Here is a 22600-nt window from a genome sequence, read left to right as displayed (position 1 = left end):
ATATTTTATCTAAGTTTAGCCCAAAATAGATAGAATTAAATGGAAGATTTAGAACAGAAAGTGCCGCAGGAAGTAAAATTAATCGTTACCGAAGAAATGCGGAGTTACTTTTACGATATGAGCAAATGGGCAAGATTTTTATCTGTTGTGGGTTTTGTCATCTCGGCATTTTTAGCCATAGGCTCATTTGGTATAGGGGCTGCAATAACTGCTAATCCCGGTATGCTCAGCCAATTAGGGCCATTAGCTGGTATTGGAGCCACAGGGATTACCATATTTTATCTGTTGCTGGCTTTGTTCTTTTTTTACCCCAGCTTATTACTTTTCCGTTTTTCTACAAAGGGAAAACATGGGATTTTGTTTGGCGACCAGGAAAATTTGGACGATGCCATTTCCCATGTCAAATCACTCTTTAAATTTTGGGGAATAATTACCATCGTATTGATCGTTGGTTATTTTCTTTTGCTATTGGCAGTACTCGCAGGCGGAGGGATAAAATAAAATATTAAGCATACGAAAAAGCCTCCTGATTTTTAAAATCGGGAGGCTTTTTATTTGAAATTATAATACTTAAAAAGTAAAATCGTCACTTGCTTTAGCGCTATGTTCTCCATTTTCAGAATATTCATAACGTTTTTCAACCACATCCTGGTGAGTTTTGATGTAATCAACAGTTTCATTTAATCCTTCTGCAAATTTCTCGAAATCTTCTTTGTATAAAAAGATTTTATGTTTTACGAATACACCGTCTTCTAATCTTTTCTTGCTCTCGGTAACTGTTAAATAATAATCACCCGATCTAGTAGCCTTCACGTCGAAGAAATAAGTTCTCTTACCTGCTCTTACTTTCTTTGAAAAAACTTCTTCTCTTTCCTTGTTGTCGAATTCTCCCATGGTTGGTATTGATGTTGGTTTTTGGTTTCGGTAAATATAAAGCAAATATTTAAAGTTCAAAATACAATTTTAATACAATTTAAATAGTTCGGCTTTCCTCCTCCAAAAGTTGATTGTTATAAAGCTCGGTATAACTCCCGTTTTGACTAAGTAATTCATTGTGTGTGCCTTGTTCGATGATTTTGCCATTATCCAGCACTAAAATCTTATCGGCATTTTTAATGGTTGAAATTCGGTGGGCAATTAAGATACTTGTTTTTCCGGCCATGATTTTACCCAGGTTTTGTAAAATTTCCTCCTCAGTTTTAGTGTCAACAGCCGAAAGGCAATCATCAAATATTAAAATCTTAGGTGATTTGATCAGTGCCCTGGCAATCGAAACCCGTTGTTTTTGTCCTCCTGACAGTGTAATTCCGCGTTCACCAAGCATGGTTTCGAACTTTTCTTCAAAATCGATAATGTTGGTGTAAACCGAAGCATTTTTTGCCGCATCATATACTTCTTCATCCGTAACGCTATCTAAACCAAAGGCAATGTTGTTCTTGATGGTGTCAGAAAACAAAAAAACCTCTTGGGGTACAAAACCGATCTGGCCACGGTAATCTTTTAGGTTTAATGCCTTAATGTTCTTTCCATCAATATCAATGGCACCATTTTCTACATCGTACATCCGCATGATCAGATTGGCCAAGGTCGATTTTCCCGAGCCTGTTTTCCCTATAATAGCCACAAATTCGCCGCTATTGATTTCAAAACTAACATCCTTTAAGGCTTCAATTCCCGTATCCGGATAGGTGAAACTCACGTGATCGAACTTGATATTGCCTTTTAAAGTGCGCTCTCCAGTCTCTTTCGATTGGATATCAGATGGAATATCTAAAAACTCGTTAATCCTTTTTTGCGATGCCGCTGCCCTTTGGATGAGCGAAGTAACCCAGCCCAGCATCGTTACAGGGAATGTTAACTGGTTGATATAAATGATGAATTCGGCAATGTTTCCTGCGGAAATGCTCCCGTTCATCACCTGAATGCCGCCAATATAAATAGTTAAAATAGTGCTCAGACCAATCAATAACAGCATAGTGGGGTAAAACAGTGCCGATACCTTAACTAAACCCATCGAGTCTTTTTTGTAATCGTTACTCTGGATTTCGAACATATTTCGTGTATAATCCTCACGCACATACGATTTAATGATCCTGATGCCCGAAAAACGCTCCTGTACGAAACTCGAAAGATCTGATAACCGTTCCTGAATCTTTCCGCTTTTTTTGAAGATTAGTGTATTTACATAATAGATAATAATAACAAGAAAGGGAAGGGGCAATAAACAATAGATGGCCAGTTTGGAATTAACATCAAACATCGACCAGATAATGAGCACCGATAAAACGAAAGTATTGATGGTGTACATAATCGCCGGACCAACGTACATTCTTACGCGGTTAACATCTTCTGTGGCCCGGTTCATTAAATCGCCGGTATTATTTCTTCGATAAAAGCCAAGGCTCAGTTCCTGGTAATGCTGGTAGATATCGTTCTTCATGTCGAATTCAATGTGCCTCGACATTAAAATAATCGTCTGGCGCATAAAAAACAGAAACAGACCCCTCAGTAAATAAAGTGCAATAACCAGCAGACCAAAATATAAAAGGTTGCTGCCGAAAATATCATAAATAATAGCCTGGCGATCGAAACCATGAAAAAGATTGAAAACCTGGATGTTTTCAGTAATCAAATCAACCGCATAGCCAATCACTTGTGCAGGTACCACACCAAATATATTCGAAATGACCACGAAAATACTTCCCGGGATAATCCACCATTTGTATTTGAGAAAGTATTTGTTTAATCGGCTCAGATGTTTCATGTTGTACAAACTTAGATAATTTTGTGATTTCATGATGCATGTTTGTTCATTCGGACTTAAGCTTTAAATATTAATGACATTTGAGGATGTAAAACGGATGATGTAGAATGGAAGATATAGCAAAACTTGATTAATGAAAGTCATGAACCATATCGAAGATGTTAAGTGGTCAATATGGTTTGAAAAGGCCTTGGTTCGTGTTTCTCCGAACCAGTATTTTCACTAATCTCCCTTATTAAAAAAGCTTTTTTTTTAATTTATTGGCTCATTAATTTAATCATATCCTAATAAATTTTGTTATAGTTTCGTTAAATACGTGTAATAATGGTTTTTTATTTTAATTTTGCAGCAGGTTAGCCGAACGTTCAATATGCCAGCAAATTCTCCGTCAGATTCATCAATTTTAGATCAATTAAGTGCCTATGGGCATAAAAAATTGGTTTTTTGCAATGATCCAGATACAGGTTTAAAAGCAATTATTGCCATACACGATACCACTTTGGGCCCCGCTTTAGGTGGAACACGCATGTGGAGCTACGCCACAGAAGGTGAAGCCTTGGAAGATGCCCTGCGTTTATCCCGTGGAATGACTTATAAAACAGCCATTACAGGTTTAAATCTTGGTGGAGGGAAAGGAGTAATCATTGGCGATTCCAGAAAAGATAAAACTGAAACTTTAATGCGCAGCTACGGCAGGTTTATTAAAAACCTGAATGGCGAATTCATTACTGCAGAAGAAATGGGCACCAATACCCGCGATATGGAGTATATCCGTATGGAAACCAATTATGTTACCGGTGTTCCCGAATCAATTGGTGGTGCTGGTAATCCTGCCCCTTTTACCGCTCAAGGTGTTTATTTAGGCATTAAAGCAAGTGTAAAGGAGGTTTTCGGAACAGATATGCTTGCAGGTAGAACCATTGTAGTACAGGGTATCGGAAACGTTGGCGAACATCTGGTTGCCTTATTGAGAAAAGAAAATGCCGAAGTACTGATAAGCGATATTAACCAGGAACAATTAACCTATGTTGCCCGTAAATATAAAGCGAAACCTATTGATGCCGATAAAATTTTTACCATTGATGCCGATGTGTATGCGCCATGTGCAATGGGTGCGACGGTAAACAATAAAACCATCGAAAAAATGAAATTTGCCATTATTGCAGGTTCAGCAAACAATCAGTTAAAAGATGAGGTTTTAGATAGCGAGTTACTTTTGAAAAAAGGAATTTTATTCGCGCCTGATTATCTGATCAATGCAGGCGGATTAATTTCCTGCTACTCTGAACTGACTGGTTTTGGCAAAAAACGTACGGTACAGCTTACCGAGAATATTTATGATGCTACCCGTAGCGTGATTAAATTAAGTAAAGCTGAAAACATTTCAACAAATATTGCTGCAAACCGCATTGCTGAAAAACGGATTGCAGATGTTAAAAAAATTAAATCGTCATATTAAATCATAATTATTAAAAGAGGTTTAAAAAACCACACTCGTTCTTACATTCATGTTAAACAGAAGGCACTTAAGAATCAAAGCTTTGCAAAATATTTTTGCTTGGCACATGGCAGACAAAAAAGACATTAAAGGTGATCTGAAAACCTTAATGCAGAGCATCGATAGCGTGTACGAAATGTACATCTGGATGTTATCTTTAATGGTAGAAGTTACCGAATTTACTGCTAACGACGCTGCAGAGCGCGCTAATAAGTTTATCAAAACAGCAGAGGATATCAATCCTAATATGAAATTGCTACACAATAAGTTTAGCGTTTTAATGCAACAGAATCCTGAATATGTTGCTGCAGTTAAAAAATACAAGGTAGATTGGGGCTTTGATCCGGAAATCCGCAAAACAGTTTACAACTCGTTAAAAGCATCAAAAGAATATGCAGAATATCTTGCCGATCCAAACGAAAGTTTAGAATCATCAAAAGATATTATCAAATACATTTTCAGGAAAATCATCTTAAAAAACCAGGCCATTTTGCAGGTTTTCGAAGAGAAATTTATCAACTGGCAGGTCGATCACGAAGTAATGAAAGGAATGGTAGCCAAAACCCTGAAAAACTTCACTTTCGAAGATCCGTTTAAAAACAAACTGACTGAAATCAGTGCCGATTGGGTTGAGGATAGCAAATTTGTTCAGGATCTGTTTGTACATACCTTACAGAACGACGCCAAATATCAGGAAATGATTGCCGATAGAACTAAGAATTGGGAATCGGAACGTATTGCCTTAATGGATACCATTTTGATGAAAATGGCCATCTGCGAGTTGCTTAACTTTCCATCTATTCCGGTTAAAGTAACCATTAACGAATATTTAGAGTTATCAAAAGATTACAGTACACCGAAGAGTAATTCATTTATTAACGGTATTTTAGACAAAATTTTAGGCGATCTTAAGAAAAACAACACCATTAAAAAGATTGGCCGCGGATTAATCGAAGACTAAAAATGAAAAGAACATTTATCCTGGCTGTAGTTGCGCTTTCGTTCGCAGCGTGCCGCAATGCAAATAACCAAACATCAGAAGCCAAATCAACCGTTTCTGTGGGTAACGATACTTCAAAAACAGCTAAAGTTGCACCAGCAGATGCTCCTGTTATTGTTTTCGAACGCGATATTTTCGATTTTGGTAAAATAGAACAAGGCGAAAAGGTTCAGCATGCTTTTAAACTTAAAAATACAGGTAAGAGTCCACTAATTGTTTCAAACGCAACTGCAACCTGCGGCTGTACCGTACCTCAGGTGCCGGGCGAACCCATTTTACCAGGCAAAGAAGGCATCATTAGCGTAGTTTTTAACAGCGAAGGCAAAATGGGCATGCAAGATAAAGTGGTAACCATTACGTCAAATGCAAACCCAACAGTAACTACCGTACATTTGGTAGGAGAGGTATTGGCTAAAAAATAAATCAGTCGATCATTTAGCGCAACTGCGAATAAAAGATCAGCTATTCACAAAAACAAATAAATAAGAAATGACATTAACAGTAATTTTACAGGCAGCAGCAGGCGGTAGCAACATGTTAACCACAATTGTACCAATGGTTTTGATTATGGTAGTATTCTACTTTTTCATGATCCGTCCGCAGGTTAAAAAAGCCAAAGACCATAAGAAATTGGTTGAAGAATTGAAAAAAGGAGATAAAATTGTAACTACCGCGGGTATTCATGGCCGTATTGCCGACATGAACGAAACTACTTTTTTAATTGAAGTTGAAGGTGGTGTTAAAATCCGCTTTGATAAATCAGCAGTTTCTTTAGATGCAACTAAAGCAGTTGTTGCGCCAAAAGCTTAAGAAATTAATAAAATATAAGAGCAGTCCCGAAAACTTTCGGGACTGTTTTTGTTTTACTACATTTGGTTGAATGCATTTTGGAATGGAATTTTCCAATTTATATGTAACACATCAATTGATTATGCCCTTTATTAGATTAACTAAGATTGAAAAAAGACGTGTATTTAGCTTACTGGCCTGCTTGCTGCTGGCCATAGCGGCATGGCTTTTTATGGCATTGAATAACAAGTACATTTACACTGCAAAAACAGTTTTAGTTTTTAAAAATACGCCGACTAAAAGGGCATTTTATCCATTACAATCTGATACCATTGATTTACAGGTTGAAGGAACCGGTTGGCAATTGCTCTTTGCACGTTTACGCATCAGTCCACCTTCCGTTTCCGTTAATCTAAACCAGCTAAACACCAAAGATTTTATTGTTTTTTCCGATCAGTTATTCAACATCAATAGGCAGCTGGAAAGTACCCAAAAAGTAATTTCTGTTAAACCAGATACCCTGTATTTCGATTTTACGAAACGGATAGTTAAAAAAGTTCCTGTAAAACTGATCGATAAACTGAGCTTTGCAAAGCAATATGGTATTGCGAGCGAAGTCATCCTTAACCCAAAATATGTTAAGGTAGCTGGCCCGACAGAAGAGCTGGCGAAAATTAAATTCTGGCCTACAGATACACTTAAGCAAGACAAAATACAGAGCAGTAGTACCACAAGGATAGCTTTACAGCACAGTATACATAAAAATGTGAGTATTTATCCTTCATCTGTGGAAGTTCGGCTGCCTGTAGATGAGTTTACCGAGAAAACCATTGAAGTGCCAATAAAAATTGTAAATAACAGGAACTATAATAGTATAAAACTTTATCCTAAAAAGGTTAAAGTTTCGTTTTTAGTGGCGCTAAGCAATTACGATCAGGTTGACGAGAGTTTTATTACCGCTACGATTGATGTAGACGAATGGCAAAACTTAAGGCACCACCAATTTACGGTGAAGATAACCGAGTTTCCTGATTATTGTAAGCTGGTGAATGTAGTTCCTTCCAAAATAGATTTCATTGTCGAAAAATAATGTATAAAGTAGGTATAACAGGCGGTATAGGAAGCGGAAAAACAACTGCTTGTAAGGTTTTTGAAGTGTTGGGGATTCCAGTGTTTTATGCCGATACTGTAGCTAAAGAAATCATGACCCAGGACTCTTTATTGATAGAAGGACTTAGAAGTACTTTTGGCAATGAAAGTTATTTTGAAGATGGAAAACTAAATAACAGACATATTGCGGGCATCGTTTTTAATAATGAAAAAGCACTTGCCCAGTTGAATGCATTGGTTCATCCGGCAGTTTTCAGGGCATTTGATGCATGGGAAGAAACTATTCCCGGAACTGTTCCTTATACCTTAAAAGAAGCTGCAATATTGTTCGAAAGTGGTTCTTACAAAATGTGTGATACCACAATTTTAGTTACAGCTCCCTATGAGATTAAAATAAAGCGTTTAATGCAACGCGATGGCGTTACAGAAGAACAGGTAAAAGCCCGTATGGACAAACAGCTGAGCGATGAAGAAAAGGCGAAGCTGGCAAACTATTTTATCGTGAATGATGAGCAACAATCCATCATCGAACAGGTTTTAGCTTTACACCAGGTATTTCTTAAGTCGGCGGAAGAAATTAAAAATACTAATGCTTAATCTGCTCTAATCATACCATCCTTAATCCATCCATCTCAATTATGATTTTAGAAGATTTTATCACCATTACCCCAACGGGTTTATATTGTATTTATGGCGATTTTTACCTTGATCCACAACAGCCTGTTAAAGAAGCTGTGGTTTCGCACGCCCACGGCGATCATGCCATTGGTGGAAGCCAGAATGTGTATTGTACGGCTGCTACCGCAACTTTTATGAAACACCGTTACCGCAAATTCGCAGCGGTTGATTTTTTTACAAAAACTTATCACGAAGCGTTCAAAATAAAAGAAGTAACCATTACTTTTTATGCTGCCGGACATATCTTAGGTTCTGCGCAGGTTTTAATGGAGTACAAGGGGGTTAAATATCTATACACAGGTGATTATAAGATTGAACCCGATAGTACCTGTGAGCCTTTTGAATTTGTTGAAGCAGATGTATTGATTACCGAAAGCACTTTTGCCAATCCTGAAACGAAGCACCCTTCGCCAATTGATGAAATCAAAAAGCTGAACGAAACCAATGCGAATATTATGTTGGGATCTTATGCTTTGGGTAAAAGCCAACGGATTATCCAATTGCTGAACGAATATTGCCCAACAAAGAATATCATGGTTCACCATAGCATCATGCCTTTTGTTAAAATTTATGAAGATTATGGGATGAAAGTGGGAAACTATAAAATGTACGATAGGAAGGTGATGAAAAATAATCAGGAACATCAGGTTTACATTGTTCCTCCAATGGTTTTTCACAGTTACCATAAGGCCATTAACGTGGTGCGTGCCTTCGCCTCCGGGTGGAAAAACCTGCAGCAACAAAACGGAATCTCACTTTATATTTCTGATCATGCCGATTGGGCTGCGATTTTAGAAACCATTGAGAAAGTGAAACCAACACAGGTATGGACCTTGCATGGCGATGGTAAACAGCTTAAAAACTATTTTAAAGATAAACTGGAAGTTAAAATATTAAATTAGTAATTGTAATCGAAGGACGGCATTAAAATATTTGCTGTTCATCATCCTGAACCTGTTTCAGGATCCATAATCGGTCATACATGAAAGAAGGCGAAGATTTTTATTTTAATGAAGATGGATTGATGGTGTTTACAGCAGCCTATCACCTTAAACGCGGGTATTGCTGCAAAAATAAATGCAAGCATTGTCCATGGGGTTATGGAAAGCAGAAAGAGAAAAAGTGATCCAGTTGACAGTTCTCAGTTAACTGCGCTAATATTTTGGTGTTGACCTAAATAAATCAAGGTTGATCGGCAGGGTGTAAAGAAAAAGCCTATTTTATCAATTAAGGCTTAATTACTTTGTATTAAAGCTGACATGGTTATAAATATCGGCTAAGGCAACATCAAACCCCATCGAAACAAGTATTAATGTATCAGAAATATCCTGGTGTTGATGAAGTGCCCAATTTTGCTCATCATTAATATAATAAGCTTCCACCGAAATAGATTCCGAATCAATCAGGATATATTCTTTTAATGATGGAATATCCTTATATAAATTGAATTTTTTTCCTCTATCGTAAGTTTTGGTTGACGGCGATAAGATTTCAATAATCACAGTCGGTAAAATCGCGGTATCCCCATCAAATTCGGTATGCTTTAATCCATTACAATAAATTGATATATCAGGATAAGTAAATAAGGTATTTTCAGGAATATTCATTCGCATGTCGCTCCCGAAAATATAACAAGATTTACCCTTTAATTTACTGCCGACTGCCAGGAAAACGTTGGAAAACAAAAAGTTATGATTATTGCTGGCACCCGACATAGCAAATACCTCCCCCTGGAAATACTCATGCCTCACTGTCGATGCTTTTTCCAACTCGAGATATTCCTCCACGGTATAATGCCTTTTATGGTATGCTACGGCTGGTTCATTTACAATCTCATCCATATATCGATTTAGTTAATTTTGTCTGAAGGTTAGTTGTTTAAGCTGGACGATTGAGTTGCAAAGTGTATCATATTGCAGCACTAAAGGAAACATGCTCATAAATATCGGCTAAGCCGATATCAAATCCCATCGAAACAAGTGTTAAGATATCAGAAATATCCTGGTGTTGGTGAAGGTCCCAGTTTTGCTCATCATTAATGTAATAAGCCTCTACTAACACTGATTCAGAATCGATCATAATGTATTCTTTTAATGATGGAATATCTTTATACAGGTTGAATTTTCTTCCTCTGTCGTAATTTTTGGTTGAGGCTGACAGGATTTCAATAATTATCGTAGGTAAAATAGAGGTGTCTTCATCAACGTCGCTGTGTATTAATCCGTTACAATAAATCGAGATGTCGGGATAGGTAAACAACGTATTTTCGGGAATATTCATCCGTTTATCACTTCCATAAGCCCTGCAAGGCTTGCCTTTAAGTTTGTGAACTATCTCTCCGAAAACATTGCTGAAAATCTCGTTGTGATTATCACCTGCACCAGACATTGCAAATACCTCCCCCTGGAAATACTCGTGCTTTACAGCTGATGGTTTCTCCATTTCAAGATATTCCTCAACAGTATAATGCCTTTTATGGTATGCTACAGCCGGTTCATTTACAATCTCATCCATATACGAATTTACTAATGTTTTACGTAAGGATAAATATTATAAACGATTAAGTATTTAAAACGGCTATTGGTTGGTAAATCGGTTAATGGTTAACACTGATTAATCGGTTAACTGAAAACTGCCAACTGGGAACTGCCAACTGGGAACTGCCAACTGAACTAGTGTCCCGCAAAGAAACCAATCAACGCGACCCCAATACCCAGTAAAACGGCTATCATTTTGCGGGTATTGATTTTGTGGTCGGCACTCGATTCAAATAGGATGGTGGTTGAAATGTGCAAGAAAATACCAATTACTATTCCCATAATCTTATTGAAATAAGCATCTAAACCCCCAATGGTTCCATTGCTGAGGCCAACGCTTACATAAAAGCCCAATGGTGCCATAATAGCGAATACCAGCAGGTAAAATACAATGCTACTTTTCTTGAAATGGTTTTGCAATAATATACTGGCCAGGGCAAAAGCTGCCGGGATATGGTGTAACGAAATTCCGAAAATTAATTCGTTATGCTGTTCTTTTGCCAACGGCATCCCTTCTAAAAAGGCGTGTAAACACAAACTGATCATAATCCCGAATGGGAAAACATGCCCGTCGTGGTGCTTATGGATATGACCATGTTCTACGCCCTCAGAGAACTGTTCGAGGAAAATTTGTAACAGGAAACCAATCAGAATAAAAATACCGATTTGTCCTTTATCCGGACCGCTGTAGGCATCGGGGATTAGATGTAAAACCGTAATGGCAAATAGATAAGCGCCACTGAACGACAAAATCAGTTTCAGCAGCTTAGATTTATCGCTTTTTACCAAAAATATGGCTGTTCCACCTAAAAAGGCACAGAAAAAGAGTACGCAGAGTTTCCAGATTTCCATAGGTTAAAAATCAGGTTGTAATTTTTTAAATATTCTCGAACAGATCATGCCTATTGTTATACCTAACAAAGCACCCGTAGTTACATCGATAGGGTAATGAACACCAACATATACCTGTGCAAAACTGATGATGAATGCCCAGAATATGCCGATAGGCAAAATAGGTTTCCACCTGCTGTAGAAAATGCAGATCAAAAAAACGGCTATCGCAAAATGATTGGTGGCGTGGGCAGAAGGGAAACTTAATCCGCTTCCACAAGGTACGCGGTGGATAATGTAGTTTGAAAGATTTAAATCGTTGCAGGGCCTTACGCGTGCTACCCAGGGTTTTACCACTCTAGAAGCGATTAAATCGCCCATGGCAAAAGTAAAAAGCACCATGCCGATAATATAATAACCCTGTTTTTTATATTGTTTGATGCAAAATACAACGATAAAAAGATAAAGCGGCGACCAAAAAAAACGGTTGCGCATTAAGGGCATCAGCCAGTCAAAAAAGCTGTTTGAAAGCCCGCGGTGGATTTTCAAAAACAATTCTACATCAAATTGCTGTATGCTTTCTATCATGCTTTTTTACAGATTAAAATTAAGCGATCCGAAGTGCATTCATCAAAATCATCTAAACCATAGCTGCCAAATGTTTTATAGATAGTCATCCCAGCTTTGGTAAGCATACGCTGAAAATCTTCAAAACTAAATGCCTGAACGCGCTCTTCGAAATTATAAACCTTTTGATGGTCTTCGAAATTTATTTTTTTGATAATCTTTCCATCAATCACATTTTTGGTGATGTTGAAAGTTATACCATCAAGTGATTTTGTTTCGCATGAATTTAAATTGCGGACAATCTTTTCGGTGTTAAAATAATCAAGCACCAAAATACCTTCTGCCGTTAAACACTTTCTAAAGGTTTTAAGTGCATTTACATGGTCTTTCTCGGTGTCGAAATAACCAAAACTGGTAAACAGGTTTAAAGCTACATCAAAATAATTGATATAAAACAACCTGCGCATATCGTGTACCAGGAAATGCAATTTGCTGTTTTCGAATTGTTTGGCGTATTTGATGCTTTGTTCTGATAAATCTATTCCGGTAACATCAAAACCTTTTTTGTTGAGATAAATGGAATGCCGACCTTTCCCGCAAGCAATATCGAGCATTTTGGCATCGGTCTTTGGGTTTAGGAATTGCGTAAGTTTATCGATGAAAAATTCGGCTTCAGCATCATTTCGTTGTTGATATAGAATATGATAGTATGGCGAATTAAACCAATATTGAAACCACTTGCGCTGCATATAAAAGCCGTTTGTATCTTAAAAAGATGCAAATATAAGGTTTTACAATCGCTAGTAAAGTTAGAATATGTTTTTATGCAATAAAGTTGCAGGAATATTATGGATCTCCATTCCAATTAAACACACGTTTGTTTTTGGCAGCCTGCCCGAATCTATAAAATTGATCGCATCAATGGATATAAAAACAATGTAAATTAACTTGCACAAGCCTGCTAAAATAGCGGCTGTCTTGTTTTTTTTCTTATTTTTGAGCCTCAAATAAATTATATAAAGTGACTTTAATAAAATCGATTTCAGGAATACGAGGAACCATTGGTGGAAGAGCTGGCGACGGCTTAACCCCATTTGATATTGTGAAATTTACAGCTGCTTATGGGAGTTGGGTAATACAGAAAACAGGCAATAAAAGAATTGTTTTAGGTCGTGATGCCCGTATTTCGGGTGAGATGGTAAATAATTTGGTTATTGGAACTTTACAGGGCTTGGGTATTGAAGTGGTGGATTTAGGTTTATCTACTACGCCAACTGTAGAGGTAGCTGTACCTGATGAAAAAGCAGGTGGCGGTATCATTTTAACAGCAAGCCACAACCCTAAACAATGGAATGCCCTGAAACTACTGAATGCAAACGGCGAATTTATTAGCGATGCAGAAGGCAAAGAGGTTTTAGATTTGGCTGAAAGTGCCGATTTTGATTTTGCTGATGTAGACAAATTGGGTAAAGTAATCAAAAATGATACTTACCTTCAAAAACATATTGATAAAGTTTTGGCCTTACCTTTAGTTGATGTTGAAGCCATTAAAAAAGCTGATTTTAAAGTAGTGATCGATTGTGTAAACTCAACAGGCGGTATTTTTATCCCTGCTTTGTTAAAAGCCTTAGGCGTGAGCAAAGTTGTTGAGCTATACTGCACACCGGATGGGCATTTTCCGCACAACCCTGAGCCACTACCAGAAAACCTGACCGAAATATCGAAAGAAGTTCAGAAACAAAATGCGGATTTAGGTATTGTAGTTGATCCTGATGTCGACCGTTTGTGTTTCGTAAACGAAGATGGCAGCATGTTTGGTGAAGAATATACCTTGGTTGCGGTTGCTGATTATGTATTGAAAAATACACCAGGAAATACCGTTTCAAACCTTTCATCAACACGTGCTTTACGCGATGTGACCGAAAAAGCAGGTTCAGAATATAATGCATCAGCGGTAGGAGAGGTGAATGTGGTTAACAAAATGAAAGCTACAAATGCCATTATCGGCGGCGAAGGAAACGGGGGAATTATTTACCCTGAATCGCACTATGGTAGAGATGCTTTAGTTGGAATTGCTTTATTCTTAACACATTTGGCTAAATTTGGAAAATCAATCTCAGTATTGAGGGCAAGTTATCCTCAATACCATATTTCTAAAAACAAGATTACCCTTACACCAGAAATGGATATTGATAATCTGTTGAAACAGGTAGAAGAGAAGTATAAAAATCAGCCGTACAGCACAATTGATGGTTTGAAGATAGAATTTGATAAAACTTGGGTACATTTGCGTCGTTCCAACACTGAACCGATCATCAGGATTTACAGTGAAGCAGAAAATGAAACCATTGCCGAGAGTTTAGCAAACAAGATTATTTCTGATATTAAAGAAATATTACACCTTTAGTCCCCAAAAAGATTTTAGGCTTAATTATACGGGTCAGGGTTTAATAAAACGATTAAACCCCGGCTTTTTAAACGGAGATTATCCTTAGCAAGGCCGCTCTCCAACACACTAACTTATAAATATTCGTAGAAATGAAAAGGGTCTATTTAGATAATGCAGCCACAACGCCTTTAGATGCGGCAGTAATCGCAGAAATGACAAACGTGATGGAAAACTATTTTGGTAATCCATCTGCCATTCATGCGCTTGGTCGCGAGGTAAGAACGCTTGTAGAGAAAGCCCGTAAAACCGTTTCTGGTTTACTAAATGCATCACCATCTGAAGTGTTTTTTACCTCTGGCGGTACTGAAGCCGATAACACGGCTATCCGTTGCGGTATTGCAGCTTATGAGATCAAACATGCTATTACTTCGAAAATAGAACACCACGCGGTTGAGCATACGTTAAATACCATGCTTAAAAATGGCGAAATCGATAAATTAAGTTTCGTTAACATCGACGAAAAAGGAAATGTTGATTACAATCATTTAGAAGAACTGCTTCAAAATAACGAGCGTACTTTTGTTTCGTTAATGCATGCCAATAACGAATTGGGTACCTTAACTGATATGGTTAAAGTTGGCGATATCTGCGAAAAATACAATGCCATTTACCATGCCGATACGGTTCAAACCATGGGGCACTATCCGCACAACGTACGCGAACTTAAAGCACATTTTATTGTTTGTGCAGCACACAAACTCCATGGGCCTAAAGGTGTTGGCTTTTTATATGTGAACAGCAATATTAAAATCCCACCGATGATTTATGGTGGTGCACAAGAGCGCAACATGCGTGGCGGTACAGAAAATGTGTATGGTATTGTTGGATTGGCCAAGGCTTTAGAAATTGCTTACGCAGAAATGGATCAGCACCAGGCACATATCCAGGGCTTAAAAGATTACTTGAAAGCACAACTGATTGCAGAGATTCCAGGTATTGCCTTTAATGGCGAAACCGATGCAGATAAGAGTTTGTATACGGTATTGAATGTATCTTTCCCGGAGATGGATATGGCCGATATGTTGTTGTTTAACCTCGATATCAATGGGATCTGCGCATCTGGTGGTAGTGCCTGTTCATCTGGTTCGAACATTGGTTCGCATGTGTTAACGGGCATCAATGCCGATCCAAACCGTCCGTCGGTACGTTTTTCATTTAGTAAGTATACCACAAAAGAAGAGTTGGATTATGTAATCGAAAAAGTTAAAATGGTAGTAAAGCAGAATGCTTTAGCGTAAAATATCATTAACCAAATAGGAGAGTCCCGGTGCAGATCGGGACTTTTTTTGTGGGTAAAATAATTCAATAATGATTTTTTGGAAAGCAGGTTTAGCTTTTCATTTTAATGTTAGCCCTGCTTTTCGCTCATACGCCCGCAGGCCTTAGGCACCTGGCCGGTATCCGCTTTAATCGGGTTTAGCTACAGCTTTATTGCTGCTATTTGCGGTTTAATGACATGATGCAAAGTAGGATTTTTAGGCATGTTGCAGCCCCAAATAGGATTACCGGTCGTGCCATCTAAACCCGATCGGAACGGACACGAGTGCAGCGAAATAAAGAGCAAAGCGGGATTGTATTTACCTAAACGCATCTGCAACTGATTTCCCCAAAAAAAACACGCTTTTCAAGTGTTAACACATGATGACCAGACAGCTAAAAATTAACTTGCAAAACCCAATAATTAACCTTATATTTAATCAAACGTAAGGCAATCCACGCCATTTTACCTGTTGTTCCAGAACGAAACCTTATCAAAATCCCCATGGTATAAGGTTAAGCAAATTTTAAAATAGCTTTTTATTATTATTAAAATTGTTAACCCTGAAAGCCTGCCAGGTTTTCAATAATTTATATCATCATGGAAAAGAACCGCAACACTCAGAATCTGGAAAACGCTAAACTGGAAGAAAAATTGAATGAAGAAAGAAAACACATTTATAAATTTATTTTCAATCCGTTTTCATTCGAGTCTTCAAACCATTTCAACAAAATCCATAAAAGAAGATTTCATTCCTTCGGCTGTATCCACGAATTGGGCAAACTTCCCGGAGCGATGTTGTAATTGCCAAATAGATGTATTTATTCCATGCTTGGTGGCTCACCAACCATTAAAATATTTCTATGCTCTATATGGTTACTTAGTTGGTGGCTCACCAACCGATGGAATATTTTTGTCATCAAACGGGGGACAGTAATTACGTTTGAACCAACATGATAATAATCTTAAATTATTGCAATGTGTTTGGTGAGCCACCAAACATGGAAATGTCGTTATCAATAATCCCATTCCCAAAACAACTATTAAAAACAATCTTATTTTTCACTTGTTCCTTTAGTACATCAATTTACAATTACTATGGAAACGAATAAAGAAAAAGGTAAAGTTGTTGAGAACAATTTACTGGATAAAACAGCGGAAGATCTTAAAGAAGATAGAACACTTGATGAAAACAAGTCATCAAAAGTGACCACAAATCTGTTTAACAAAGATAAAGACCGTAAGAACAATTCATTTGGGCCAGGACATGAGCCTGGAACACTACCAGGATCAGGAATATAAAATTTGTTAATTCACGATCAAAATCATTAAATTTAAACCACGGCAAATGCTGTGGTTTTTTAGCTTAACCCAAAAATGGAAAGAAGAAATTTTATCAAAAATTCGGCATTGGCGATGGCCTTGCTTTCGGTTTATAAAACAGATGTTTTTGCACAACAGGATCTGTTACGGGCCTATAACTTTAAACCATTGCGTAATAATGTCGGTATATTTACTGAGCAGGGCGGTACTATAGGCTGGTTAAATTCGAGCAATGGTTTTGTGGTGGTAGACGCACAGTTTCCCGCTTCAGCCCCTCACGTGATAGAAGAATTAAAGAAATTGGGTGAAAAACCTTTCAAATATTTGATCAATACCCACCACCATGGCGACCACACTGCGGGGAACATTTCATTTAAAGGTTTGGCCGAGAAAGTTGTGGCGCATCAAAACTCCTTAGTCAATCAGAAAAGAGGAGCAGAAAAAGCAAATAACCTCGATAAACAGTTATTGCCAGACACCACATTTGGAACAAAATGGAATGCAAAAGTAGGGGATGAGAACATAAAAGCTTACTATTATGGTTCTGGTCATACCAATGGCGATGCGGTTTACCATTTCGAACATGCCAATATTGTACATGTTGGCGATTTGGTGTTCAACCGTAGGTTTCCTTACATCGACAGGGAAAATGGCGCACATATCGGCAACTGGATTACCGCGTTGGATAAAATTTTAGCCCAGTTTGATAATGATACCTTATTTATCTGGGGACATAGCTTAGATCCGGAAAAAGTAACCGGAAACAAAGCAGATGTTAAAGCCTATCAAAATTATCTTCAGAATCTTTTGACTTTTGTTGGTGGCGAAATCAAAGCTGGTAAAAGCAAAGAAGATATCTTAAAAACAACCACCATTCCTAATGCACCCGAATGGCAGGGGGATGGCATTGAAAGAAGTTTAACGGCTGCTTATGACGAGTTGAAGGGGGGCTAACCTTCCCAACCCCTCCTGATTAGGAGGGGATCTAGATTACGCTTTGAAATGACAAGCAGATAAATTAGTGAATCCTGCACATCGAAGACATTTTTTAGATTCCGCGATCATCGATTTTTTAATTTATGAGTTTAATGATCAGTGTTTTGTATACTATTGGGCCATAAAATAAACTGGCGCTAAGGTGGGTTTGGGAGGTAATATTTCAATAAACCCCTCATTATAAACCCGCTATTCGTTCCAGCCGATTCTTCATCGGCTGGAACGAATAGCGGGGCTGCTGCTGCCCAAGGAATACTGACATTCATTTCCTAAACCTAAAGCATTGCTAACGTCAATCATATTGACTTTTATGAAATAAATCAACCTCTGGAATGACTTCCCTGATATTGAATATTTCATAGCAAAGAACATCCAAATCTTTTTTCAATTTATAAACGTTCTATATTTAAAATAATCCTTTCAACGTCATTGAATTACCTTAGGCTTTAGTGTTTATCAACTATATTTGTTACAATTCAAAATCTACAGCCCATGGATGATTTTATAGCAGCCCGTTCCCAGATGGCCTTATCGTTAGGCTTTCATATTATTTTTTCCTGTATCGGCATGGTGATGCCCTTCTTTATGGCCGTATCGCATTATAAGTGGCTTAAAACAAATGATGAGGTATACAAAAACCTTACAAAAGCCTGGAGTAAAGGTGTAGCTATATTTTTTGCAACTGGTGCGGTATCAGGTACAATGTTATCGTTCGAACTGGGACTATTGTGGCCAAAATTTATGGATCAAGCCGGACCAATTTTTGGTATGCCCTTTTCGCTCGAAGGTACCGCCTTTTTTATCGAAGCCATTGCTTTAGGTTTTTTCCTTTATGGCTGGAATAAACTGAATAAATGGTTCCATTGGTTTACCGGCATGGTAGTAGGGGTAAGTGGTTTGGCCTCCGGAATTTTAGTAGTTGCTGCAAATGCCTGGATGAACAGTCCGGCGGGTTTTGATTTTGTAAAGGGACAATACCTTAATATAGACCCTATACAGGCAATGTTCAACAAGGCGTGGTTTAGTCAGGCCTTGCACATGTGTTTAGCAGCATTTACCGCAACAGGTTTCGCTGTGGCAGGTGTACATGCCTTAATGATTCTGAGGGATAGAAATAAGGAATTCCATTTAAAGGCTTTTAAAATAGCAGCTGTATTTGCCTGTATCGGCGCTTTATTACAACCCTTAAGCGGCGATATTTCGGCAAAAGATGTGGCTAAAAGACAACCTGCCAAACTTGCCGCAATGGAAGCGCTGTATAAAACCGAAAAACCTGCCCCCCTATTAATTGGGGGTATTGTGAACGAGAAAGACAAAACGGTAAAAGGGGCAATTAAAATTCCAGGTGCCTTAAGTTTTCTAGCACATGGCGATTTTAAAGCTGAGGTTAAAGGATTAGATCGGATACCCGAAAATGAACATCCCCCCGTAGCCATAACCCATTATGCTTTTCAGATTATGGTGGGAATTGGCACGCTGCTACTTTTGGTATCCTTAACTTATTTCTTCATGCTTTTCAAAAAGAAACCGTTAACCGAAAAACGCTGGTTATTAAAGTTATTTGTTTTCGCCATTCCGCTTGGTTATCTCGCTTTAGAGGCCGGTTGGGTGGTAACAGAGGTTGGTAGGCAACCCTGGATTATTTACGGCATTATGCGCACGCAAGATGCCGTTACGCCAATGCCAGGTATAGCCTACTCATTTTATATTTTCTCAGCTATTTATGTTTCCTTAAGTATTATTGTAACGTTTTTACTTTATCGCCAGATTAAAATGGTGCCCGTGCTGTACAATAAAACGGAATTAAATCATCATTAATTTGTGATCTGTGAAATCGAAAAAATCAGTGTAATCGCCAAAATATGGAAGACGTTGTAATTACATTTTTATGCATGGCCATTTTGCTATACTTTTTATTGGGTGGGGCCGATTTTGGTGCAGGCATTATCGAGCTGTTTACCTCAACCAAAAACAGAAGTAAAACCCGGAAAACCATGTACCAGGCCATTGGTCCGGTTTGGGAGGCCAACCACATGTGGCTGATCATTGCCATCGTAATCCTTTTTGTGGGCTTTCCACATATTTATACCACCATGTCGGTTTATCTGCATATTCCATTGGCCATTATGCTCATTGGGATTATCGCCCGTGGTACTGCTTTTGTATTCCGGCATTATGATGCCGTTAAAGATGATATGCAGTGGCTGTACAACCGCATCTTCAGGTATTCGAGTTTTATTACGGCCCTGTTTCTCGGCATTATTGCAGGTAGCCTGATTTCTGGCCATATCGACACACAGGCGACCGATTTCTATACGGCCTATATTTCAGGCTGGTTAAACTGGTTTTCGGTCGCTGTGGGGTTATTTACGGTTGCATTATGTGGTTTCCTTGCAGCCATCTACCTGATAGGTGAAACAAAGGAAGATCATGACAAACGCCGTTTTATTAAAAAAGCCGAGTTTATGAATGTGGCTGCTGTAGTTTTTGGTGCCATGGTATTTATTGCGGCACAACGTGATAAAATCCCTTTGATTGATTGGGTTTTTAAAAGTAATGTAGGTTTATCGGCCATTGTACTGGCCAGTTTATCTCTTGTGTTGTTATGGTACCTGTTGATTAAAGGCAAAACGAAGGTTTTACGAATTTTAGCAGGCTTTCAGGTAACGATGATACTTCTGGCTATTAGTTATGCGCACTTTCCTAACTTTATCCGTTTAAAAAGCGGGGATGCAATTTCATTGCTGGAAACCGTGGGGCCAGAGAAAACCATTTATAGCCTGGGTTTAGCGCTTTTACTGGGGAGTGTGCTGATTTTACCTTTTTTGGGTTATTTGTTTTATAAATTTCAGCAGAAAGAGGAATAAATATATATTGTAAAAACGTCATGCTGAATTTATTTCAGCATCTTTTTGTAATTAGACCCTGAAATAAATTCAGGGTGACGACACTCAAAAAACCACTACCAGATTATTTATTTCGTGTCTGCGATTTCATGATAAAAAAGAGCACCTGTTTCTAAATGCTCTTTTATAAAACGATTCAATATTCTTACCTACAAACCACCTTTTCTGTTTGATTTCGTCTGTACCGGCCAGGTAGATGGTTTCCCGGTACGTTCGTTTACAGGTAAATCGGTTGCTTTTTCGGTCGAAGTTTTTTCCGGATCTTCAGATGCCATATAAACCATAATGGCAGCTAAAATTACATTGCTTCTGATTTCGTCGAATACCAGTTTATCGTAACTGTCGCGGTTGGTGTGCCAGGTATATGTACCATAATCCCAGCTCGTAGAACTCAATGAATAACCCAACGCTCCGGCAGCTACAAATGAAGCAAAATCAGAACCTCCAGCGCCTGGCGTTCCCGGAAAGCTGGTTTTGATCTGGTTTTTAATGGTGTCGGGAACGGCAGCTAACCAACGGGTAATGTAATCTTTTGATTTAGCGAAACCTTGTCCACCGATATTTACCACGCGGCCTGTACCGTTATCCTGGTTAAACAAAGCCTGAAGATTGCTCACAATCTCCGGATGATCTTCTACAAAAGCTCTTGAACCATTTAAACCTTGTTCTTCGCTTCCCCAATGGCCAACCAGGATGGTGCGTTTTGGGTTAGGATAAATTTTCTTTAAAATGCGCATCGCCTCCATCATCAAAATGGTTCCCGAACCGTTATCGGTAGCGCCGCTTGCACCATCCCACGAATCGAAATGAGCTGATAACATTACATATTCGTTAGGTTTTTGTGTGCCTTTAATTTCAGCTATGGTGTTAAAAGTTGGTACAGCGCCTGATTTTTTTGAATCAGCCTCAATTTTCAGCTTGGGTTTATCGCCATTTAATGCCAAACGGTAAACCAGTCCATAATCTTCAACAGATAAATCCAAAGTTGGCACTTTTGTGGTATTTGCGCCAAAAATTTTATCTACACCAAAGCCCTGCGACCAGTTATTGATCACCACGGCCACCGCACCTGCGTTTTCTAAAGCTACAGGAAGTGTTTTAGCAGTTAAACCGGTTTTGGCCAAACTGGCTGCCCATGTTTTTGCTGCTTCGGCTTTTTCTTTTTTAAACTTTTCGAAAAGATCTTTTGTGGCAAATTCTTCCCAGTTTTTTTCTGGTCGGCCAGAGAGCTGGTTCATCGAAATTAATACAATTTTACCCTTTACATTGGGCAACCATTTTTGAAAAGATACCGAATCTATAATTTCCGGAAGGATAATCGCTTCTGCATTGATGGCTTTACCGTTGGTAGATGGGCTCCAGGCCAATTGTGTGCCTTCTAGGGTACGTACCCGTGGACTTATTAGATCAATATGGGTAATACCTCTTTCCCAGCCAGCCCATACGCCCCATTTTTCATTCCTGGAAGAGATGCCCCAGTCGCTATATTTTTTTACGGCCCATTCGTTGGCTTGTTTCATTTGTGGGGAACCTACTAAGCGTGGCCCAACAACATCTAACAGTTCGTGAGCGAGTTTCTCCAATTGAGAGTTTTCATTCACTTCCTTAACAATATTGTCGATTACTTTTTTGTCTTGTGCAAAAACGCTCGCCGAAGCGCATAGGAGTAGCGCTGAAAATAGTAGTTTTTTATTCATAATTAGTTAGGTTTAGTTATTTGATGCGCTAATTTATGAAATAAGAAATAGGGTTGGGGAAGTTAATGGAAATGTTGCAGTTGATTATGGTCAGCTGGTAACAGCAGACACTTGTCGAATGTTGAATGGTTGCCAGTTTAAAGAGGGTAGTATCATCAATATAGAATTTAAGCTTGTCGAAGAACATACCATAACAC

Annotated in this window: 24 protein-coding genes; 16 read left to right on the top strand and 8 right to left on the bottom strand. The window is 38.4% G+C overall.

What is annotated here, in order from left to right; translation table 11 throughout:
* The first annotated feature begins 39 nt into the window (after positions 1 to 39).
* A complete protein-coding gene (locus AC04Q1_RS07315; protein ID WP_478363245.1) occupies positions 40 to 501 on the top strand; it encodes a hypothetical protein in 462 nt (153 codons plus the stop codon).
* A gap of 69 nt (positions 502 to 570) precedes the next feature.
* On the opposite strand, the gene AC04Q1_RS07310 is transcribed toward AC04Q1_RS07315, so the two are convergent.
* Both AC04Q1_RS07310 and AC04Q1_RS07305 read right to left on the bottom strand, forming a co-directional pair.
* The gene (locus tag AC04Q1_RS07310) at positions 571 to 894 is read right to left on the bottom strand and encodes a DUF3276 family protein (protein ID WP_167295577.1); all 324 of its coding nucleotides are present in this window, start codon (positions 892 to 894) and stop codon (positions 571 to 573) included.
* 79 nt (positions 895 to 973) lie between these two features.
* Positions 974 to 2764 (bottom strand): ABC transporter ATP-binding protein, encoded by a 1791-nt coding sequence (locus AC04Q1_RS07305; protein WP_478363467.1) that lies wholly within the window; start codon positions 2762 to 2764, stop codon positions 974 to 976.
* Positions 2765 to 3134: 370 nt separating this feature from the next.
* On the opposite strand from AC04Q1_RS07305, the gene AC04Q1_RS07300 reads away from it, so the two are divergent.
* From AC04Q1_RS07300 to AC04Q1_RS07265, 8 genes are all read left to right on the top strand, one after another.
* Positions 3135 to 4223 (top strand): Glu/Leu/Phe/Val family dehydrogenase, encoded by a 1089-nt coding sequence (locus tag AC04Q1_RS07300; protein WP_478363243.1) that lies wholly within the window; start codon positions 3135 to 3137, stop codon positions 4221 to 4223.
* A gap of 49 nt (positions 4224 to 4272) precedes the next feature.
* Positions 4273 to 5223: a transcription antitermination factor NusB gene (nusB, locus tag AC04Q1_RS07295; protein ID WP_478363242.1), complete on the top strand. Its 951-nt coding sequence runs from the start codon at positions 4273 to 4275 to the stop codon at positions 5221 to 5223.
* 2 nt (positions 5224 to 5225) lie between these two features.
* On the top strand, positions 5226 to 5684 hold the full coding sequence (locus AC04Q1_RS07290; protein WP_478363241.1) for a DUF1573 domain-containing protein: 459 nt from the start codon (positions 5226 to 5228) through the stop codon (positions 5682 to 5684).
* Positions 5685 to 5751: 67 nt separating this feature from the next.
* Complete coding sequence (gene yajC, locus AC04Q1_RS07285; RefSeq protein WP_478363240.1) at positions 5752 to 6072, top strand: preprotein translocase subunit YajC; 321 nt, start codon at positions 5752 to 5754, stop codon at positions 6070 to 6072.
* Between the two features lie 121 nt (positions 6073 to 6193).
* Positions 6194 to 7141, top strand: a complete 948-nt coding sequence (locus AC04Q1_RS07280; RefSeq protein WP_478363238.1) for a YbbR-like domain-containing protein — start codon at positions 6194 to 6196, stop codon at positions 7139 to 7141.
* Positions 7141 to 7758 (top strand): dephospho-CoA kinase, encoded by a 618-nt coding sequence (coaE, locus tag AC04Q1_RS07275; protein WP_478363236.1) that lies wholly within the window; start codon positions 7141 to 7143, stop codon positions 7756 to 7758. The genes AC04Q1_RS07280 and coaE overlap by 1 nt, the downstream gene beginning before the upstream one ends.
* Before the next feature lie 41 nt (positions 7759 to 7799).
* Positions 7800 to 8741, top strand: a complete 942-nt coding sequence (locus AC04Q1_RS07270) for an exonuclease (protein ID WP_478363235.1) — start codon at positions 7800 to 7802, stop codon at positions 8739 to 8741.
* A gap of 80 nt (positions 8742 to 8821) precedes the next feature.
* Positions 8822 to 8965 (top strand): DUF5522 domain-containing protein, encoded by a 144-nt coding sequence (locus tag AC04Q1_RS07265; protein ID WP_478363233.1) that lies wholly within the window; start codon positions 8822 to 8824, stop codon positions 8963 to 8965.
* A gap of 112 nt (positions 8966 to 9077) precedes the next feature.
* On the opposite strand, the gene AC04Q1_RS07260 is transcribed toward AC04Q1_RS07265, so the two are convergent.
* The 5 genes from AC04Q1_RS07260 to AC04Q1_RS07240 form a co-directional block, all read right to left on the bottom strand.
* On the bottom strand, positions 9078 to 9680 hold the full coding sequence (locus AC04Q1_RS07260) for a Uma2 family endonuclease (protein WP_478363231.1): 603 nt from the start codon (positions 9678 to 9680) through the stop codon (positions 9078 to 9080).
* Between the two features lie 67 nt (positions 9681 to 9747).
* Positions 9748 to 10353: a Uma2 family endonuclease gene (locus tag AC04Q1_RS07255; protein WP_478363229.1), complete on the bottom strand. Its 606-nt coding sequence runs from the start codon at positions 10351 to 10353 to the stop codon at positions 9748 to 9750.
* A 158-nt stretch (positions 10354 to 10511) separates the two neighbouring features.
* Positions 10512 to 11228: a ZIP family metal transporter gene (locus AC04Q1_RS07250; protein WP_478363227.1), complete on the bottom strand. Its 717-nt coding sequence runs from the start codon at positions 11226 to 11228 to the stop codon at positions 10512 to 10514.
* A gap of 3 nt (positions 11229 to 11231) precedes the next feature.
* Positions 11232 to 11795, bottom strand: a complete 564-nt coding sequence (locus tag AC04Q1_RS07245; protein WP_478363226.1) for a phosphatase PAP2 family protein — start codon at positions 11793 to 11795, stop codon at positions 11232 to 11234.
* A complete protein-coding gene (locus AC04Q1_RS07240; protein ID WP_478363224.1) occupies positions 11792 to 12523 on the bottom strand; it encodes a class I SAM-dependent methyltransferase in 732 nt (243 codons plus the stop codon). The genes AC04Q1_RS07245 and AC04Q1_RS07240 overlap by 4 nt, the downstream gene beginning before the upstream one ends.
* A gap of 272 nt (positions 12524 to 12795) precedes the next feature.
* On the opposite strand from AC04Q1_RS07240, the gene glmM reads away from it, so the two are divergent.
* The 7 genes from glmM (at position 12796) to AC04Q1_RS07205 (ending at position 20667) form a co-directional block, all read left to right on the top strand.
* Entirely contained in the window at positions 12796 to 14181 is a 1386-nt protein-coding gene (gene glmM, locus AC04Q1_RS07235; RefSeq protein ID WP_478363223.1) for a phosphoglucosamine mutase, read from the top strand.
* A 131-nt stretch (positions 14182 to 14312) separates the two neighbouring features.
* A complete protein-coding gene (locus AC04Q1_RS07230) occupies positions 14313 to 15461 on the top strand; it encodes a cysteine desulfurase family protein (RefSeq protein ID WP_478363221.1) in 1149 nt (382 codons plus the stop codon).
* A gap of 620 nt (positions 15462 to 16081) precedes the next feature.
* Positions 16082 to 16285 (top strand): hypothetical protein, encoded by a 204-nt coding sequence (locus tag AC04Q1_RS07225; protein WP_316846695.1) that lies wholly within the window; start codon positions 16082 to 16084, stop codon positions 16283 to 16285.
* A 294-nt stretch (positions 16286 to 16579) separates the two neighbouring features.
* Positions 16580 to 16783, top strand: a complete 204-nt coding sequence (locus AC04Q1_RS07220; RefSeq protein WP_478363220.1) for a hypothetical protein — start codon at positions 16580 to 16582, stop codon at positions 16781 to 16783.
* Between the two features lie 75 nt (positions 16784 to 16858).
* Positions 16859 to 17758, top strand: a complete 900-nt coding sequence (locus AC04Q1_RS07215) for an MBL fold metallo-hydrolase (RefSeq protein WP_478363219.1) — start codon at positions 16859 to 16861, stop codon at positions 17756 to 17758.
* Positions 17759 to 18292: 534 nt separating this feature from the next.
* A complete protein-coding gene (locus AC04Q1_RS07210) occupies positions 18293 to 19618 on the top strand; it encodes a cytochrome ubiquinol oxidase subunit I (RefSeq protein ID WP_478363218.1) in 1326 nt (441 codons plus the stop codon).
* Positions 19619 to 19662: 44 nt separating this feature from the next.
* On the top strand, positions 19663 to 20667 hold the full coding sequence (locus AC04Q1_RS07205; RefSeq protein ID WP_478363216.1) for a cytochrome d ubiquinol oxidase subunit II: 1005 nt from the start codon (positions 19663 to 19665) through the stop codon (positions 20665 to 20667).
* A gap of 188 nt (positions 20668 to 20855) precedes the next feature.
* Here the strand turns inward: AC04Q1_RS07205 and AC04Q1_RS07200 are convergent, their stop codons facing one another.
* Positions 20856 to 22403 (bottom strand): M20/M25/M40 family metallo-hydrolase, encoded by a 1548-nt coding sequence (locus AC04Q1_RS07200; protein ID WP_478363214.1) that lies wholly within the window; start codon positions 22401 to 22403, stop codon positions 20856 to 20858.
* Positions 22404 to 22600 lie beyond the last annotated feature (197 nt).

This window comes from Pedobacter humicola (assembly GCF_056490705.1).
This window is presented reverse-complemented; position numbering and strand designations above follow the sequence as displayed.

What these genes read in the sequence shown, in the direction of transcription:
- AC04Q1_RS07315 (WP_478363245.1), top strand. Translation starts at nt 40, where the DNA reads ATGGAAGATTTAGAACAGAAAGTGCCGCAGGAAGTAAAATTAATCGTT.
- AC04Q1_RS07310 (WP_167295577.1), bottom strand. Translation starts at nt 894, where the DNA reads ATGGGAGAATTCGACAACAAGGAAAGAGAAGAAGTTTTTTCAAAGAAA.
- AC04Q1_RS07305 (WP_478363467.1), bottom strand. Translation starts at nt 2,764, where the DNA reads ATGAAACATCTGAGCCGATTAAACAAATACTTTCTCAAATACAAATGG.
- AC04Q1_RS07300 (WP_478363243.1), top strand. Translation starts at nt 3,135, where the DNA reads ATGCCAGCAAATTCTCCGTCAGATTCATCAATTTTAGATCAATTAAGT.
- nusB (WP_478363242.1), top strand. Translation starts at nt 4,273, where the DNA reads ATGTTAAACAGAAGGCACTTAAGAATCAAAGCTTTGCAAAATATTTTT.
- AC04Q1_RS07290 (WP_478363241.1), top strand. Translation starts at nt 5,226, where the DNA reads ATGAAAAGAACATTTATCCTGGCTGTAGTTGCGCTTTCGTTCGCAGCG.
- yajC (WP_478363240.1), top strand. Translation starts at nt 5,752, where the DNA reads ATGACATTAACAGTAATTTTACAGGCAGCAGCAGGCGGTAGCAACATG.
- AC04Q1_RS07280 (WP_478363238.1), top strand. Translation starts at nt 6,194, where the DNA reads ATGCCCTTTATTAGATTAACTAAGATTGAAAAAAGACGTGTATTTAGC.
- coaE (WP_478363236.1), top strand. Translation starts at nt 7,141, where the DNA reads ATGTATAAAGTAGGTATAACAGGCGGTATAGGAAGCGGAAAAACAACT.
- AC04Q1_RS07270 (WP_478363235.1), top strand. Translation starts at nt 7,800, where the DNA reads ATGATTTTAGAAGATTTTATCACCATTACCCCAACGGGTTTATATTGT.
- AC04Q1_RS07265 (WP_478363233.1), top strand. Translation starts at nt 8,822, where the DNA reads ATGAAAGAAGGCGAAGATTTTTATTTTAATGAAGATGGATTGATGGTG.
- AC04Q1_RS07260 (WP_478363231.1), bottom strand. Translation starts at nt 9,680, where the DNA reads ATGGATGAGATTGTAAATGAACCAGCCGTAGCATACCATAAAAGGCAT.
- AC04Q1_RS07255 (WP_478363229.1), bottom strand. Translation starts at nt 10,353, where the DNA reads ATGGATGAGATTGTAAATGAACCGGCTGTAGCATACCATAAAAGGCAT.
- AC04Q1_RS07250 (WP_478363227.1), bottom strand. Translation starts at nt 11,228, where the DNA reads ATGGAAATCTGGAAACTCTGCGTACTCTTTTTCTGTGCCTTTTTAGGT.
- AC04Q1_RS07245 (WP_478363226.1), bottom strand. Translation starts at nt 11,795, where the DNA reads ATGATAGAAAGCATACAGCAATTTGATGTAGAATTGTTTTTGAAAATC.
- AC04Q1_RS07240 (WP_478363224.1), bottom strand. Translation starts at nt 12,523, where the DNA reads ATGCAGCGCAAGTGGTTTCAATATTGGTTTAATTCGCCATACTATCAT.
- AC04Q1_RS07230 (WP_478363221.1), top strand. Translation starts at nt 14,313, where the DNA reads ATGAAAAGGGTCTATTTAGATAATGCAGCCACAACGCCTTTAGATGCG.
- AC04Q1_RS07225 (WP_316846695.1), top strand. Translation starts at nt 16,082, where the DNA reads ATGGAAAAGAACCGCAACACTCAGAATCTGGAAAACGCTAAACTGGAA.
- AC04Q1_RS07220 (WP_478363220.1), top strand. Translation starts at nt 16,580, where the DNA reads ATGGAAACGAATAAAGAAAAAGGTAAAGTTGTTGAGAACAATTTACTG.
- AC04Q1_RS07215 (WP_478363219.1), top strand. Translation starts at nt 16,859, where the DNA reads ATGGAAAGAAGAAATTTTATCAAAAATTCGGCATTGGCGATGGCCTTG.
- AC04Q1_RS07210 (WP_478363218.1), top strand. Translation starts at nt 18,293, where the DNA reads ATGGATGATTTTATAGCAGCCCGTTCCCAGATGGCCTTATCGTTAGGC.
- AC04Q1_RS07205 (WP_478363216.1), top strand. Translation starts at nt 19,663, where the DNA reads ATGGAAGACGTTGTAATTACATTTTTATGCATGGCCATTTTGCTATAC.
- AC04Q1_RS07200 (WP_478363214.1), bottom strand. Translation starts at nt 22,403, where the DNA reads ATGAATAAAAAACTACTATTTTCAGCGCTACTCCTATGCGCTTCGGCG.